Annotated in this window: 10 protein-coding genes and 1 pseudogene; 5 read left to right on the top strand and 6 right to left on the bottom strand. The window is 61.6% G+C overall.

Translation table 11 applies throughout. The features are described from left to right. Window positions 1-93 precede the first annotated feature (93 nt). A pseudogene (locus HU749_RS22190) lies at window positions 94-4,890 on the top strand (RHS repeat-associated core domain-containing protein). Beyond that, on the top strand, window positions 4,890-5,306 hold the full coding sequence (locus HU749_RS22185; RefSeq protein ID WP_186652462.1) for a hypothetical protein: 417 nt from the start codon (window positions 4,890-4,892) through the stop codon (window positions 5,304-5,306). The pseudogene HU749_RS22190 and the gene HU749_RS22185 overlap by 1 nt, the downstream one beginning before the upstream one ends. Before the next feature lie 229 nt (window positions 5,307-5,535). Here HU749_RS22185 and HU749_RS22180 read toward each other — a convergent pair whose 3' ends face one another. Continuing rightward, window positions 5,536-7,323 (bottom strand): bifunctional diguanylate cyclase/phosphodiesterase, encoded by a 1,788-nt coding sequence (locus HU749_RS22180; RefSeq protein ID WP_186652463.1) that lies wholly within the window; start codon window positions 7,321-7,323, stop codon window positions 5,536-5,538. Window positions 7,324-7,441: 118 nt separating this feature from the next. Then, the gene (locus tag HU749_RS22175; protein ID WP_167310222.1) at window positions 7,442-9,520 is read right to left on the bottom strand and encodes a carboxy terminal-processing peptidase; all 2,079 of its coding nucleotides are present in this window, start codon (window positions 9,518-9,520) and stop codon (window positions 7,442-7,444) included. A 139-nt stretch (window positions 9,521-9,659) separates the two neighbouring features. Here HU749_RS22175 and HU749_RS22170 point away from each other — a divergent pair, with 139 nt between their 5' ends. From HU749_RS22170 to HU749_RS22160, 3 genes are all read left to right on the top strand, one after another. Next, on the top strand, window positions 9,660-10,622 hold the full coding sequence (locus HU749_RS22170; RefSeq protein WP_079305090.1) for a zinc-binding dehydrogenase: 963 nt from the start codon (window positions 9,660-9,662) through the stop codon (window positions 10,620-10,622). A gap of 337 nt (window positions 10,623-10,959) precedes the next feature. Next, window positions 10,960-11,595 (top strand): DUF1326 domain-containing protein, encoded by a 636-nt coding sequence (locus HU749_RS22165; RefSeq protein WP_053189678.1) that lies wholly within the window; start codon window positions 10,960-10,962, stop codon window positions 11,593-11,595. Beyond that, on the top strand, window positions 11,595-12,383 hold the full coding sequence (locus HU749_RS22160; RefSeq protein ID WP_186652464.1) for a DUF2182 domain-containing protein: 789 nt from the start codon (window positions 11,595-11,597) through the stop codon (window positions 12,381-12,383). The genes HU749_RS22165 and HU749_RS22160 overlap by 1 nt, the downstream gene beginning before the upstream one ends. Window positions 12,384-12,401: 18 nt before the next feature. Here HU749_RS22160 and HU749_RS22155 read toward each other — a convergent pair whose 3' ends face one another. From HU749_RS22155 to HU749_RS22140, 4 genes are read right to left on the bottom strand one after another with little or no spacing between them, the layout of a single operon-like run. Then, window positions 12,402-13,055 carry an HAD family hydrolase gene (locus HU749_RS22155; RefSeq protein WP_079305096.1) on the bottom strand — a complete coding sequence of 218 codons (654 nt, stop codon included), beginning with the start codon at window positions 13,053-13,055 and terminating at the stop codon, window positions 12,402-12,404. A gap of 46 nt (window positions 13,056-13,101) precedes the next feature. Then, entirely contained in the window at window positions 13,102-14,091 is a 990-nt protein-coding gene (locus tag HU749_RS22150; RefSeq protein WP_079305098.1) for an ABC transporter ATP-binding protein, read from the bottom strand. Beyond that, entirely contained in the window at window positions 14,088-14,888 is an 801-nt protein-coding gene (locus tag HU749_RS22145) for an ABC transporter permease (RefSeq protein ID WP_018612464.1), read from the bottom strand. The genes HU749_RS22150 and HU749_RS22145 overlap by 4 nt, the downstream gene beginning before the upstream one ends. Then, on the bottom strand, window positions 14,875-15,711 hold the full coding sequence (locus HU749_RS22140) for an ABC transporter permease (RefSeq protein ID WP_161798371.1): 837 nt from the start codon (window positions 15,709-15,711) through the stop codon (window positions 14,875-14,877). The genes HU749_RS22145 and HU749_RS22140 overlap by 14 nt, the downstream gene beginning before the upstream one ends. Between the last annotated feature and the right edge of the window lie 4 nt (window positions 15,712-15,715).

Below are 15,715 nucleotides of genomic sequence, written 5' to 3'. Positions count from 1 at the left end.
CCCCGGCAAAGTCTCGCGCTCCCTGAGTGCTGCGAGACGTCTGCCCATGTTCGACCGTTTTTTCCTGCCGGCCCTTGAGCGAGCCCTGTCCTGATGGATCAGGTGAGCCGAATCGAGCAGGAACTCGACAGCTTCAAAGGCACCTTGTCGCTCTACCGCGAGCAGCTCGAGCGCTGGTACAGCCGAGCGGCGGACCGTGCCAGCCATGCCGCTGACCTGCCGTCACTGATGGGCATGGAGCGGCTGATCCGCTTTGGCGACAGCACCACCGCTGTCAGCACCGGTGACGATGACTTCCTCTCCACGGTTGTCCAGTGCCCCAAGGGCGGGCCGATGACGATCGAAAGCAAGTTCGAGTCGGTGTACGACATCCCGCTGGGCGACATCGTGGTGGATGTGGTGGATGTGGCCAGCGGCGAGGTCACGCCAGTCACCCTGGATGCCCAAGGCCTGGGGACCTTCACGGGGGAGGCGGGCAAGTCCTATCGGGTTCACGTTCAGGGCGGGGTGTCCGCCAAGCAAATCGCCAGTCTGTTTTCCTCCTACGATGGCCTGACCACCGATCTGACGGACTGGTTGCGCGGTGAGTGGTAGGGTTTCAAGCCTCGATGGGCACAACAATCGCTGTCGACTTCGGCAGCAGCAGTGGGGAACGGGTTGCTCGCCGGTAGTTGGGCGGCGATTGAAAGTGTCTGGGACAGCATCAGCTTGCTCTCGGACATCCTCAAGGACCCCGGTCAGTTTGTTGAGCGGTTGGGTGACAGCGCTGATCAGTTGAAAACACTGGCGCGAGACGCACCGCTGGTGATGGCGAAGCTGCAACTGCTGGCCAGCGACGAAGCGGCACTGTGCATGCTTGTGCGTACCGCCAGCCTCTGGCTGGAGATGTTGCCGCCCAGTGAAGTTGCTGGCGAAACGGCCAGAGGGCTCTCGACCGTGGCGGTGCAACTGGTGATCGACTTGCTGATCGGCGTGGTCTTGACCTTTGCCGGGGCAGGGGCCGGGATTGCCTACCTGTCGATGCGGTTGGCCAGGCACAGCGCAACCCTGCTGAACGCCATGCAGCGTTTCATCCGTGCGATCTTCGCGGTGGTCAACGGCTTCATGACCTACGTGGACCGCTACAAAACCGTGGCGGCACGCGGCATCGCGGCGGGGATAAAGAAAGGTCGGATGCAACTGCGCTGGGATGCGCAGCGCAACACCACGCTGAAAAGGCACGAACCCCCCGACGACGCCCCCGCCCAGTCGAAAAACCCCAACGGCGACCCCGCCGACACCGCGTCCCAGACCCAGACCAGCGGCTGCCCGGTGTCGATGGTCACCGGCGAAGAACTGCTGACCCTCGACGATGGCACCCTCGATGGCCGCTTGCCGTTCGTCTTCACCCGTTTGTACCGCACCAGCGCCGCCGACCTGGACGTCGGCCTCGGGCGCGGTTGGAGCCATGCCCTGGCCCATCGCTTGGAGCTCGACGGCGAGCAGGTCAGCTGGGTCGACCAGGAAAACCGCCGCACGACCTTTCCGTTGCCCAGCGCCCAGCGTCCGGCGATCCACAACAGCCTGGCCCGCGCCGCGATCTACCTGGGCACTGAGCCGGACGAACTGATCGTCGCCCAACCCGGCGAAAACGCAGCGTTCCTGCACTTTCGCGACGGCCACCTGAGCGCCCTCAGCGACCGCTACGACAATCGCCTGACCCTCCAGCGCAACATCCATGGCGACATCTGCCGCCTGGACAACGGCGCCGGGCGCGCCCTGCGCCTGCGTTACGAGCAGCGGCACCTGATCGCCGTCGATTACCAGAGCTTCCATCCCGCTATCACCCTCGACGAAGCCTGGCGGACCGAACAGACGCTGGTGTCCTACCGCTACGACGGACGTTTCCGACTGATCGAAGCGACCAATGCCGCCGGTGAAAGCGAACGCTACGACTACGACGACCAACACGTCATCCTCCAGCGACAACTGGCCGGTGGGGCGAGTTTTTATTGGGAATGGCAAGGGGGCGGACCGGCGTCCCGCTGCGTACGGCACTGGGCCTCGTTTGCGCAGATGGACACCCGCTACACCTGGGGCGAAGACGGCAGCGTCACGGTCCGGCACCTGGATGGCAGCCAGGAGGTGTATGTCCACGACGACCGGGCGCGGCTGGTGCGCAAGGTCGAGCCCGACGGCGGTGAGCACCTCAAGGCTTACGACGAACAAGGTCGCTTGATCGCCGAGCAGGACCCGCTGGGCGCTCTGACCGAATACCGCTACGACGACGTCGGACGGCTGGTGGCGCTGCTTCCCTCGGACGAGACGCCGACGTCCTACGAATACCGCAACGGTTTCCTGCACACCCGTGCGCGCGGCAAGGCCGTGTGGAGCTACCGGCGCAATGCCCGGGGGGACGTGATCGTCCTCATCGACCCGGACGGCCAGCGTACGGAGTATGCCTACGACGCCCACGGGCAACTGCTGGCGACGTATGACCCGGACGGCGGCGAACATCGCTTCACCTGGAGTCGCCTGGGCCAACTGACCGAAGAGATCCTGCCCGACGGCAGTCGCCGGTGTTTTTCCTACGACGCCCTGGGGCGTTTACTCAGCCGCCAGGACGAACACGGCGCGCTCACGCACTACCAATGGGACGCCGTCGGCCGCCTGCTGCAGGTGACCTTGCCCAACGGTGCCAGCCGAACCTGGCGCTACAACGCCTACGGCAAGGTCACCGCCGAGCGCGATGAACAGGGCCGTCTGACCCGCTACGAATACGCCGACGACCTGCACCTGGTCAGCCGCCGCCTGAACCCCGACGGCAGCGAGCTGAAATACCGCTACGACTCGGCGCGGCTGTTGCTGACCGAAATCGAAAACGAATCCGGCGAAAAGTATCAGCTGGACTACACGCCCAACGGCTTGATCCGACAGCAAGTCGGCTTCGACGGCCAACGCACCGCCTACGCCTATGATCTCAATGGCCACCTGCTGGAAAAAACCGAGCACGGCGAGGACGGTTCGCAACGGCTCACCCAGTACCAGCGCGACGCGGCTGGGCGGCTGCGGGTCAAGACCTTGCCCGACGGCCAGGCCGTCGAGTACCGCTACGACGAACTGGGCCGGCTGGTCCACGTCAACGACGGCAGCAATCATCCGCTGGCCTTCGAATACGACGCCCAGGATCGGCTGGTCTGCGAGCACCAGGGCTGGGGCACCCTGCGTTATCGCTACGACGCTTGCGGACGCCTCAATCACCTGCGCCTGCCGGACGACAGCCAACTCGACTACCACCATGCCCCGGGTGGCGCACTGACCGCCATCGACCTCAACGGCTCGCGCCTGACCGAACACCGCTTTGTCGGCGGACGCGAACGGCAACGCCAGCAAGGCCGGCTGCTCAGTGACTACACGTACGACGAACAGGGCCGCCTCAAGGCCCAGACCGTGTGGCAGAGCCAACAGCAGCAACTGTTCTGGCGCGATTATGCCTACAGCGCCAAGGGCAACCTGCAGACCCTTTCCGACAACCGAAGCCGCCGCAGCTACCAGTACGACCCGCTGGATCGCCTGACCCGCATCGATTTTTCCCACAGCGAACCGCCGGAGCACTTCTGCCACGACCCGGCCGGCAACCTGCTGATGCAGGACCGCCCCGGCCCGACCACCCTCAAGGGCAACCGCCTGCTGAAGGAGGGCGACCGCCACTACGACTACGACGCCTTCGGCAACCTGATCCGCGAACGCCGCGGCCAGGCCCTGGTCAGCGCCTACCGCTACGACAGCCAGCACCGCCTGATCGGCATCACCACGGCTGACGGGCGCGAAACGTCCTACCGCTACGACGCCTTCGGCCGACGCATCAGCAAGACCGTGGATGGCCTGACCACGGAGTTTTTCTGGCAGGGCGACCAGGTCGTCGCCGAAAACAGCCCGCGCCACCACCGCAGCTACGTCTGCGAACCCGGCACCTTCCGCCCGCTGGCGATGCTCGACGGCGAAGGCCTCAAGGCCTGCCCGTTCTACTACCACCTCGACCACCTGGGCACGCCCCAGGAACTGACCAGCCACAGCGGCCAGGTCGTCTGGTCGGCTCGCTACAACGGTTACGGCCAACTCACTGAACTGCAGCACGGCGGCGGCGAACAGCTGGAACAACCGCTGCGCTTCCAGGGCCAATACTTCGACCCGGAAAGCGGCCTGCACTACAACCGGCACCGCTACTACAATCCCGAGACCGGCCGCTATTTGACGCCTGACCCGAGCAAGCTGGCGGGGGGGCTCAATGGGTATCGGTACACCCTGAACCCGACGGGGTGGGTGGATCCGTTGGGGTTGGTGGATTGTCCGGGGAAGGGTGGGTGTAGGCCGGCGGTTGGGGAGCAGGATCCGGCGGCGAAGGTTGGGGTGGATGAGGGGGAGCCGCGGCTGCCGATGACGGCGGAGCAGCGGCGGGCGCGGATTGATGTGTTGGCGGAAGCAAATGCTAAGAGACGGGTTGTTGCTATGGAAGAAAGATACGGTATGCACACCGTTGAGAAGCACAGTTCAGAAATATCAGACGTTGCGCTCAAACAGCGGGCCATTAACGGGGCGAATCCGCATACCGGTGAAATTCCCAGAGGAGCTAATGGAAGCTTAAGTTCTCAGTTCAGCAATTGGCGAATTCATTTAAGCGCGCTAAATAAAACTATGACAAGAGACAGGCTTGGTCTGGATCAATTTACGGGTGTGGACCACAGAAACGATAGAGTTGTTAGGCAGGAGTTGCCGGATGCGGGGCGTGGCTATAAACCAAATAGAAGAGATAGGCAGAATCCAACGCTCAACGAAAATTTAAACTGGTTTGAAGTTAAATTTAATTCAGATGGCGTGCCGTACACCGGATTTCCGTCGGAGAGAAAGTAATGCTGAAACACCCTTTTGTGAATAAAGAGTTTGTTCCTGATCTTATGTGGTTTGTTGGGCAGTTTGATGTATATGATCGCGAAGAGACTCGTGGTGCGATTCTGGGAGTTTACAATCCTGATGATGAGCACGATAGGCTAGAACTTATTCGTAAGTATGGGCTGGATCTGGAGTGCTTGTCTTATAGGCATAGATATGTGCTGCTGTCATTTCTTAAGGAAAAACTCAATGATCCGGCTTTTGATTTTCAAAGCTTGTTTGATATAGAAGAAGACTGCGCTGGTAGCTGGCCTCGTGGAGAGTGGTACAACTTGAAAAATCCAAAAGATTTTTTTAGAGATATTTACGTGTTAGCAAAAGAAAAATGGAAGGAGGATCTCCAAAAAGCTGCTCTTGAAGATCCATCCAGCTGGTAATTTTTAAGGCGCTGTTGCCTCACATGCTAGTTAGAGGATTTGATCACGCTCTGCGTGGGAATGCATCCCGTAACGCTATCCGTCACATTCAGAAGCAGAACGCGGAGCGTCCCTGGCGGCGTTCCCACGCAGGAGCGTGGGAACTATCAACACGCAGCTCAGCGGGAGCAAGCTCCCTCGCCACAGGGTTTGCGCCAGGCGTTCGGGCTGTGGTGAATGGAGAATCCGCTTACACCGTCAAACCCAACCCCACCACAGGCGCCCGCTCCGCCAAACCATCCACCAAATACACACTCCCCCCCAGAATGTCCTTGGCATGGTGCTTGGCCTGCGAAGCCAGCTCAGCCAACTGGCTGGCATCCAATTCCTCACAGGCCTCGGCGCGCAGATGCACCACGCCAATCGACAATGACAACAACGCGAACTCTTGCCGAACGCCCTGTCGGTTCAACGCTGTAAAGCATCCCGCCTCCAGGTGTTCGGGGCGGTAGAAGCGGCGGCAGTGGGTCTGGAAGTCGCTGAGTAGCTGGTCCAGGCGTCTGCGCCAGTCTTCCGGGCCGAGGACCAGCAGGAAGTCGTCACCGCCGATGTGGCCGACGAAGTCGCGGCTGGGGTCGATGCGTTCGTTCAGGCATTGGGCCAGGCACAGCAGGACCTCGTCGCCGCGGCCGTAGCCGTAGATGTCGTTGAAGGGTTTGAAACTGTCGATGTCCACGTAGCAGATCACCGATTCCTGCCGTTGTTGCAGCAGGCGCGTGAGGCATTGCTGGATCGGGACGTTGCCCGGCAGCAGAGTCAGGGGGTTGGCGTAGCGGGCCTGCTGGATTTTCAGTTCGGTGATGAGCTTGAGCACGTCGATTACCCGGCCCAGGCCCAGGTAGCCGCCGTTGAGGGTGATGATGAAGTCTTCTTCGATGCGTTGTCGGGCGCGGCTGGTGATCAGGCGGCTGACTTGTTGCAGCGACTGGTTCAACTCCACCGCGAGAAAGTCATCGCTCATCAAGCGGCTGATGGGTTTGCGGGCGAACAGGTCGGTGGCGAAGGGCTTGAGCAAGGCGTCCGAGAGCGAATGGCGGTGGACGATGCCACAAGGCTGGTTCTGATTGTCCAGCACCGCCAGGGAGTTGAGGTTGGCCTGGCGACGAAACGCTTCCAGCACGGTGGCTGTCGGTGTGTTGTGGGCCACTGCCGGCTGTTCGTTGAGCAGCGCACTGAGGTCGTTGATCTCATCGTTCAGCGACGCCACGCCGCTGTCCTGCTTGGGCATCAGCGCCTTGGCATCGCGCGACGGTTGTTCTTGAGGTCGGGCCAGTAGATAGCCCTGGACCAAGTCGACGCCCATTTCGATCAGCACCGCCAGTTCTTCCGGCAGTTCGATTCCCTCGGCAATCACCTGGGCGCGGGAGGCCCGGGCGATTTTCAGGATCGAGCCGACGAACTCGCGCTTGAGGGCGTCCTGATGGATGCCGTCGATGAAATGCCGGTCGATCTTCACGTAATCGGGCCGCAATTCAGACCACAGACGCAGGCTCGAATAACCGGCGCCCAAGTCGTCCAGGGCAATCGAGAAACCCATGGCCCGGTAGTGATGCAGGGCGGTTTGCAGGAGCTGGAAGTCATCGATGGGGGTTTGTTCGGTCAGTTCGATCACGACCTGGCTGGGCGCGATGCCCAGGTCCTGCAGCAGTTGCAGCGTGCGCCCCGTCTGGTGCGCGGATTCGAGCAGGGATTCGGGTGAGACGTTGAGAAACAGCTTGCCCGGTAACTTTTGCTCATTGAAGCGTTGGCAGGCGCTGCGGCGGCAGGCCAGTTCCAATTCGCTGAGGCGGCCGGCCTGACGGGCCACGGAAAGCAGCGCAATGGGGGAGTGCAACGGGCTGTTGGAGGGGCCGCGGGTCAAGGCTTCATAACCCACGATGCGCCGTTCGGAAAGGCAGATGATCGGTTGGAACAGGCTGTGCAAACCGCTTTGAGCCAGGATCGAACTCAAGGCACTCAGCTGCTCTGTCGTGGTCATGGCAATCTCTGGCGATAAAAAAAGGACCGGGTGCGCGGCACCCAGTCCTGTATTTCACGACAGACTGATGTCAGTTTGATGACGCTCCGACGAGCATCACCATTAAATGGCCATCATTTTAGTGCTTGGCGATCGCCGTGTTGAGTTTCAGGTAATCCAGCAGGATCCGCCCGGTCTCGCTCAGGTAGGCATCGTCTTCCGGCTTGGTTTTCTCCGGCTCGGTGATCAGGTCTTCGTCCTCTTTCTTCAGCTCTTTGAGCGGTTCTTCGCCCTTGGCCTTGCGACGCAGGTTTTCCATGACCAGTTGCTTGGTCTCGATGTCGGCATGCTGCGCACGACGCTCGGCTTCGTTGAGGGTGACGGTTTTCTCCATCATCAACTTCTGCGCCAGGGCCAGCTTGTCGCGGATGAACACGAATTCCGCGTCCTGGGACGAGCGCGCATCGTGGTCGGACTTGAGTTGGGCCAGGAACGGTTTGAACGGGTCCACGGCCGGTTTGATCGCAGGCCGGATGGTGTCCCATGGCATGGCTTCGGGCAGGGCGCTTTCACCGATTTCCTTGGTGTCGATGATCGACGGGTAATCGATGTCAGGCAGCACGCCCTGGTGCTGGGTGCTCTGGCCGGAAACCCGGTAGAACTTCGCCAGGGTCAGCTTCAGCTCGCCGTGGTTGAGCGGCTGGATGGTCTGCACGGTGCCTTTGCCGAAGGTCTGGCCGCCGATGATCAGCGCACGGTGGTAGTCCTGCATGGCACCGGCGAAAATCTCCGAGGCCGACGCGGACAGGCGATTGACCAGCAAGGCCATCGGTCCCTTGTAGAACGCGCCCGGGTTTTCGTCTTCCAGCACATCCACACGGCCATCGGCGTTACGCACGAGCACGGTCGGGCCCTTGTCGATGAACAGGCTGGTCAGCTCGGTGGCCTCCTGCAGGGAGCCGCCGCCGTTGTTGCGCAAGTCGATGACAACGCCGTCGACCTTTTCCTTCTGCAGTTCGGTCAGCAGCTTCTTGACGTCGCGGGTAGTGCTCTTGTAGTTCGGATCCCCGGCACGGAAGGCCTTGAAATCCAGGTAGAAGGCCGGGATCTCAATGATGCCGAGCTTGTAGTCCTTGCCATCCTGCTTGAGGTTGAGGACCGATTTCTTCGCCGCCTGTTCTTCCAGCTTCACCGCTTCACGGGTGATGGACACGACCTTGCTGGTCTGGTCGTTCGGCGCATTGCTGGCCGGGATGACTTCCAGGCGCACGACCGAGCCTTTCGGACCACGGATCAGCTTGACCACTTCGTCCAGGCGCCAGCCGACCACGTCGACCATTTCCTTGTTGCCTTGGGCGACGCCGATGATCTTGTCCGCCGGGCTGACCTGTTTGGTCTTGTCCGCCGGGCCCGCCGGGACCAGGCGCACGATTTTCACCTGGTCGTTGTCGCTCTGCAGTACCGCACCGATGCCTTCCAGGGACAGGCTCATGTTGATGTCGAAGTTTTCCGCGTTATCCGGCGACAGATAATTGGTGTGCGGGTCGTAGGACATGGCGAAGGTGTTGATGTACGCCTGGAAAATGTCTTCGGCACGGGTCTGGTCCAGGCGAGCCAATTGGTTCTTGTAGCGCTTGGTCAGGGTTTCCTGGATCTGCTTGGGATCCTTGCCGGCGATCTTCATGCGCAGCACTTCGTCCTTGACGCGCTTGCGCCACAGGTCATCGAGTTCGGCTGTGCTTTTGAGCCAAGGGGCGTCCTTGCGGTCGACCAGCAAGGTTTCCTTGGCGTTGAAGTCGATTTTGTCGACGCCTTTGTTCAGCTCGGCAAGGGCGTAGTCCAGGCGCGCCTTCACGCGGTCCAGGTAGCGCTTGTAGATGGTGAACCCGGCGTTGAGGTCGCCGCTCTTGAGGAAGTCGTCGAACTGGGTTTTCCACTTGTCGAATTCAGCGATGTCGCTGGCCAGGAAATAGCTGCGCGACGGATCAAGCAGCTTCAGGTAGCTGTCGTAGATGATGACCGAGCGCGCATCATCGAGCGGCGGCTTGCTGTAGTGATGGCGCTTGAGCAACTCGACGACGTTAAGGCTGGCAATCACCTCGTCACGATCGGGCTGAAGCTTGTCCCAGCTGTTGGCTGCGAACGTATCGTTCGACAGCGGTAACAGGCCGAGGCCAATGACTAGCGCGAGGGCGGTGCTGGGGAACAGGTGCTTCATGCTGATTCGACGCAGGGACAATTGATAACGCATATTAGGCCGTCTTTGAAGTCGCCGGTTCCATGTGGCCCGGGCGCATAATGCAAGAAAGCCCGGCGTTGAAGCTGCGGGCCCAGTCGAGACTCACTATGGAGGCACCGTGAAAGCATTGCAAGGCGTTGAAGGCCAAGTGGTATGGGCAGATGAGCCGAGCCCGGCATGTGATGTGGGGCAAGTTCGTATTCGTGTGGCAGCCGCCGGCCTGAATCGGGCCGATTTGCTGCAAAAAGCCGGGCTTTACCCGCCGCCACCCGGTGCCAGCCAGGTGTTGGGGCTGGAGTGTTCCGGGGTGATCAGCGAGGTCGGGCCAGGCTCGTCCTGGCAGGTCGGCGACCGCGTTTGCGCCTTGCTGGCCGGCGGTGGGATGGCTGAGGAGGCGGTGGTCGATGGGCGGCATGTGCTGCCGGTCCCGGAGGGCTTGTCATTGGCCGAAGCGGCCGCGCTGCCGGAGGTCTACAGCACGGCGTGGCTGAACCTGTTCCAACTGGCTGCGCTCAAGCCGGGTGAAAAAGTGCTGCTGCACGCCGGGGCCAGTGGCGTCGGTTCGGCCGCGATCCAGCTGTGCAAGGCCTTCGGCAACCCGTGCTGGGTCAGTGTCGGTTCGACCGAGCGGCTGGCCTATTGCGAGGCCCTGGGCGCCCAGGGCGGCGTGGTGCGCACCGACGGCCTGGAGAGTCTGAACGACCTCGGTCCCTTCGATGTGATCCTCGATCCGGTGGGCGGCAACTACGCCAAACTCAACGTGAAACTTTTGTCAGTTGACGGCCGCTGGGTGTTGATCGGTCTGATGGGCGGGCGCTCGACCGAACTCGATCTGGCCCAGGTGCTGGGCAAACGCATCCAATTGCTCGGCTCGACCTTGCGCAGCCGTGACGAGCAATTCAAGGCCGACCTGATCAGCGAGCTGGGCCAACAGGTGTGGCCGCTGTTTGCTGACAAACGCCTGAGCCCGCAACTGGCCCGGACCTTCGCCATCAAGGACGCCGAAGCAGCGTTCGCGGAGCTGGCGACCAACCAGGTGTCCGGGAAGCTGGTGTTGGTGATCGATGAGAGCCTGAGCTGATTCCCGGAGCAGGGTGCGGACTTGTGGGAGCAAAGCTTGCTCGCGAAAGCGATGGATCAGTTTGCATTGATGCTGAATGTACGGCCGCCATCGCGGGCAAGCCTTGCTCCCACATGAGACTTCGGGGGCTCATAGAGCCGGTGTTCACCCCAAACTCCTTGTGGGAGCTGAGCCAAGGCCTCCTATCGACGGTGGCTTGCAACTCTCACCAGCGACCACGGGCAAGCTGACCTTCGGTCGGCAGCCCGTATCCGATGCGCGCGCCCTGCTAGCGTTAACTAATGGGGGATGGGGCAACCGCAACTTTCATTTCACCCGCCAGGTGAAGAGGTTGATCATGGCCATCGCCGAATGGCGCATGCAGGGCGTCGAATTCATTGCCTGCAACTGCAATTGGGGCTGCCCCTGTCAATTCAATGCGCCACCGACCCATGGTCACTGCCAGGCGGTGGCGTCGATGCGAGTGGAACACGGGTATTTCAATCAGGTAGCGCTGGACGGTTTGTGCTGGGCCGCCACCTTCGCTTGGCCGGGCGCCATCCATGAGGGCAACGGCAGTTGTCAGGTGTTCATCGACGAGCGCGCCGACGAGGCGCAACGCCAGTCCTTGCTGACCATCCTCTCTGGACTGGAGAGCGACCCCGGGGCCAATGTGTTTCAAGTGTTCAGCAGCACCATGAGTGAAGCGTTCGAACCGCTGTTCGTGCCCATCACCCTCTCCATCGATGTCGACCAGCGCTTGGCGCACCTGGACATTCCAGGCGTGTTGCAGGCCAGTGGCGAGCCGATCCGCAGCCCGATCGACGGCTCACCTCATCGAGTCCGGCTGTCCCTGCCCAACGGCTTCGAGTTCCTTGAGGCCGAAGTGGCCAGCGGCAGCTACCAGACGCATTCAGCCCTCAAACTACAATCCCAGGGCAGTCATAGCCACCTCGCCCACGTGCACTTCACCGGCCATGGCATAGAGCCGTAATGGCAGAACCTCAGGCGGTGACGCCGAGCAAGCGACTGACAGGCGAGCAGTGGCTGCTCCTGCTCTGCCTGCTCGCGCTGACCGCTCTGGCCTGGCTGCTGCTGTTGCGCATGGCCAGCGACATGAGTGCGCCGGGCGGCATGGCTGATGCGGCAATGGGTGGCATGCTCATGCCCTGGAGCCTGGCCGATGCGCTGCTGATGTTCGCCATGTGGGTGGTGATGATGGTCGGCATGATGCTGCCCAGCGCCCTGCCCATGCTGCTGATCTACCAGCAGATGCTGCGCAAGCGCATGCCGGCGCCACAGCGACACCTGGCCCTGCTGCTGTTCTGCAGCGCCTATGTTCTGGTCTGGGCCGGTTTCGCCCTGGGCGCCACGGCGTTGCAATGGGCGCTCGAGCAGCTCGCCCTGCTCAGTCCGGGGATGCGCAGTACCAGCACCGCCCTGGGCGCCGGCCTGCTGCTGGTCGCAGGTGTTTATCAGTGGCTGCCAAGCAAGGCGGTCTGCCTTGAGCATTGTCGCGGGCCGCTGCATTTTCTGCTCAGCTATTGGCGCCCCGACGTGCTCGGTGGCTGGCGCATGGGGCTGGCCCATGGCGCTTACTGCGTGGGCTGCTGTTGGGCCCTGATGGGCCTGCTGTTCGTGGTCGGTGTGATGAACCTGCTCTGGGTGGCCGTGATCGGTGCCTTCATCCTGCTGGAGAAAAACCTGCCGCAGGGACTCTGGCTCAGTCGTCTCTGCGGTGGGTTGTTGCTCGGCTGGAGCCTGTGGCTGCTGCTGGGCTAGGGCAAAACCTGTGGGGGTTTATTTCCAGGTGTGGATTGGCCACCCGGCCGATTCGGCATGGGCCTTCAATACCGGGTCCGGGTTCACCACATGCGGGTAATCGACCTTGAGCAGCAGCGGCAGGTCATTGCGCGAGTCGGAATAGAAACTTGCACCTTCCAGGTTCTCTTCCTCGGCATCCAGCCAGTCCAGCAGGCGGGTGATCTTGCCTTCGCGGTAGGTCAGGGTGCCCACGGTCTGGCCGCTGTATACCCCATGGGTCACTTCAAGTTCGATGGCCAGGATCTCGTCGATGCCCAGGCGTTCGGCAATCGGCTTGACCAGGTGCGTGCCCGAGGCCGAGATCACCAGGATCCGGTCACCGGCCTTGCGGTGTTCGGCGATGGTCCTGGTGGCGTCGCTGAAGATGATCGGTTCGATGAAGTCTTCCACCCACGGCGCCACCAGGTGCTCGATCTCCTCGGGGGTGCGACCGATCATCGGCTCCAGGCTGAAGTCCATGTACGCTTCCATGCGCAGCTTGCCGTGGCTGTAGGCGTCCATCAGCTCGTTGTTGCGCCGCATGAAGGACTCGGGATCAACCCAGCCCAGGCGTCCCATCTGTTCGCTCCAGAGGGTGGCGCAGTCGCCGTGGATCAGGGTTTCGTCCAGATCAAAAATTGCCAGGGCCATCAGCGCGTTTTCCTTTTCAAAATCAGTTTCAAAATCAACAAAGCCGTCAGGCTACCTCACACAGCGCCGACGGATCGATGGAAAGTGACAACCGTGCGCCATCGGGGTGCAGGTCGGCGGCGGAACGATTGAGCACATCCACCACCAATTCCACGCCACGGGCCTCGACCCGATAGCGAATCACGTTGCCGAGCAAGCTGTGGCTGCGGATCAGCGCATCGGCTTCGCCGTTGCGGCTCAGCTCGATGGCTTCCGGACGGATGGCGATACGGCCGCTCACCGGCCGTTGCAGCAGTTTGCTCGCGCTGTCGGCGTCCAGCAGGTTGTAGTTGCCGATGAAACCGGCGGCAAAGACGTCGACGGGGGCTGTGTAAAGGGTTTCGGCATCGCCGCTTTGTACGATCTTTCCCTGGTTCATCAGGAAAATCCGGTCAGACATGGTCAGGGCTTCTTCCTGGTCGTGTGTGACGAAGATCGTGGTCAGGCCCAACTCACGCTGGATCTGTCGGATCTGTTCGCGCAAGTGCTTGCGAATCCGTGCATCCAGGGCCGACAGCGGCTCGTCCAGCAGCAACAGGCGCGGCCGGGTCACCAGGGAGCGTGCCAGGGCGACGCGCTGGCATTGGCCGCCGGACAGTTGATGGGGGTAGCGAGCGGCAAAATCATACAGCTCCACCAGGCGCAGAATCTCCAGCACACGCTGGCGGCTGTCCGAGGCGTCGACTTTTTGCATGCGCAGGCCGAAGGCGACGTTCTGCTCCACGGTCATGTTGGGGAACAAGGCGTAGCTCTGGAAGACCATGCCGATGCCGCGTTTCTGCGGGCTCAACGGGACGATGTCTTGCCCGTCGAGGATGATCTGGCCGGCATCCACTGCGGTCAGGCCGGCAATGCAACGCAACAGCGTGGACTTGCCACAACCGGAAGGGCCGAGGAGGGTGACGAATTCGCCCTTGCGGATCTCGCAATTGATGTCGCTGAACACCGGCGTGCCGGCGTAGCTTTTTTGCAGGTGTTGGACGCTGACGTAGCTCATTGGCTTTTGTCCTTGCTCAAGATGTTGGCCGCCCAGGTCAGGACCAGTACGAAGAGGAAGTAGGAAATCACCAGCGCACTGGTGAAGTGACCGCTGCTGTTGCGCATGTTGTTCAGGTACACCTGCAGGGTTTCATAGCGGGTGCCAACGAGGATGTTGGCAAACACGAATTCGCCGAACAGGAACGAGAAGGACAGCAGCAGCGCCACCATCAGGCCCTTGCGCAGGTTCGGCAGCACCACCAGGAACGCGGCCTGGAAGGTGCTGGCGCCGAGCAGTTGGGCGGCGTCCATCAGGTCGCGCAGGTTGATGGCTTGCAGGTTGTTGGTGATCGCCCGGTACATGAACGGCAGGGCGACGGTGAAGTAGCAGCCGATCAGGATCCAAGGCGTACCGACCATCGCCAGCGGCCCGGAGCCGTAGAGTTGCAACAGCCCCACCGATGACACCACCGGCGGCACCGCGAAGGGCAGCAGGATGAGGATGTTCATCAGTGCGTCGAGTTTGGGGAAGTGGTAATGCACCACGAACAGCAACGGCAGGATCAACACCACCGAGAGCACCAGCGCACCGACGCAGACCAGCAGCGATTGACCGAAGGCGTGGAGGAAACGCGGGTCGCTCCACAACTGCACATACCATTTGAACGTGAAGCCGCTGGGCAGCACGGTGGCCGACCAACTGCTGGCGATGGAGTAGACGAGCGTGCCGGCCAGGGGCAGCAGCAGGATGGCGAACAGCAGGTACACCACCACCCGATGGTAGAGCCCGACGGAGCCCGGTTCAGCGCGAGACATGGTAGCTCCTCTTGAGCAGCAACTGATGGACGATGGTGACCACGGTCATCAACGCCACCAGTATCACGGCCAGGGCACTGGCCATGTTCGGGTCGAGGGAAATGTCGCCAGAGACCATGGCGGCGATGCGAATCGGCAGCACGTTGAAGTTGCCGGTGGTCAGCGCATAGACCGTGGCGTAGGCACCGAGGGCGTTGGCCAGCAGGATCACGAAGGTGCCCAGCAGCGCCGGGGTCAGCACCGGCAAACCAATGTGTCGCCAGAACTGCCAGCCGTTGGCGCCCAGCAGCTCGGCGGACTCGCGCCAGTCTTCGCGCAGGGCGTCGAAGGCCGGATAGAGCAGCAGCACGCCCAGGGGGATCTGGAAGTAGGTGTAGAGGATGATCAGGCCGGTTTTCGAGTACAGGTTGAAATCCTCGATGATCCCCGCCTGTTTGAGCATGATCGTGATGCTGCCGTTGAACCCGAGCAAAATGATGAAGGCGAAGGCCAGGGGCACGCCGGCAAAGTTGCTGGTCATGTTGGCAAAGGCGTTGACGAAGTTGCGCAACCGCGAATCCACGCGGCGCAGGGAATAGCTGCCCAGCACGGCGATGACGATGCCGAACACACTGGACCAGAAGCTGATCTCCAGGCTGTGCTGGATCGCTTGCAGGTAGAACTTGGAACTGAAGATCTTGCTGAAGTTGGCCAGGCCCCAGCCGAACTCTTCCGATTCCAGGCTGTTGACCAGCACCCAGAGCAGCGGGGCGATCTGGAACACGATGAAGAAAATCGCGAAGGGCACCAGGCACAACGCTGCCAGCCATTTGCCGCGCGTCATGGCG

Source organism: Pseudomonas ogarae, from assembly GCF_014268695.2.
GTDB classification, from domain to species: Bacteria; Pseudomonadota; Gammaproteobacteria; order Pseudomonadales; family Pseudomonadaceae; genus Aquipseudomonas; species Aquipseudomonas kilonensis.
The sequence above is the reverse complement of the archived record's forward strand: the minus strand, read 5'-3'. Positions and strand labels throughout refer to the sequence as shown.

What these genes read in the sequence shown, in the direction of transcription:
- HU749_RS22175 (WP_167310222.1), bottom strand. Translation starts at nt 9,520, where the DNA reads ATGAAGCACCTGTTCCCCAGCACCGCCCTCGCGCTAGTCATTGGCCTC.
- HU749_RS22165 (WP_053189678.1), top strand. Translation starts at nt 10,960, where the DNA reads ATGGCCATCGCCGAATGGCGCATGCAGGGCGTCGAATTCATTGCCTGC.
- HU749_RS22155 (WP_079305096.1), bottom strand. Translation starts at nt 13,055, where the DNA reads ATGGCCCTGGCAATTTTTGATCTGGACGAAACCCTGATCCACGGCGAC.
- HU749_RS22140 (WP_161798371.1), bottom strand. Translation starts at nt 15,711, where the DNA reads ATGACGCGCGGCAAATGGCTGGCAGCGTTGTGCCTGGTGCCCTTCGCG.
- HU749_RS22160 (WP_186652464.1), top strand. Translation starts at nt 11,595, where the DNA reads ATGGCAGAACCTCAGGCGGTGACGCCGAGCAAGCGACTGACAGGCGAG.
- HU749_RS22180 (WP_186652463.1), bottom strand. Translation starts at nt 7,323, where the DNA reads ATGACCACGACAGAGCAGCTGAGTGCCTTGAGTTCGATCCTGGCTCAA.
- HU749_RS22150 (WP_079305098.1), bottom strand. Translation starts at nt 14,091, where the DNA reads ATGAGCTACGTCAGCGTCCAACACCTGCAAAAAAGCTACGCCGGCACG.
- HU749_RS22185 (WP_186652462.1), top strand. Translation starts at nt 4,890, where the DNA reads ATGCTGAAACACCCTTTTGTGAATAAAGAGTTTGTTCCTGATCTTATG.
- HU749_RS22145 (WP_018612464.1), bottom strand. Translation starts at nt 14,888, where the DNA reads ATGTCTCGCGCTGAACCGGGCTCCGTCGGGCTCTACCATCGGGTGGTG.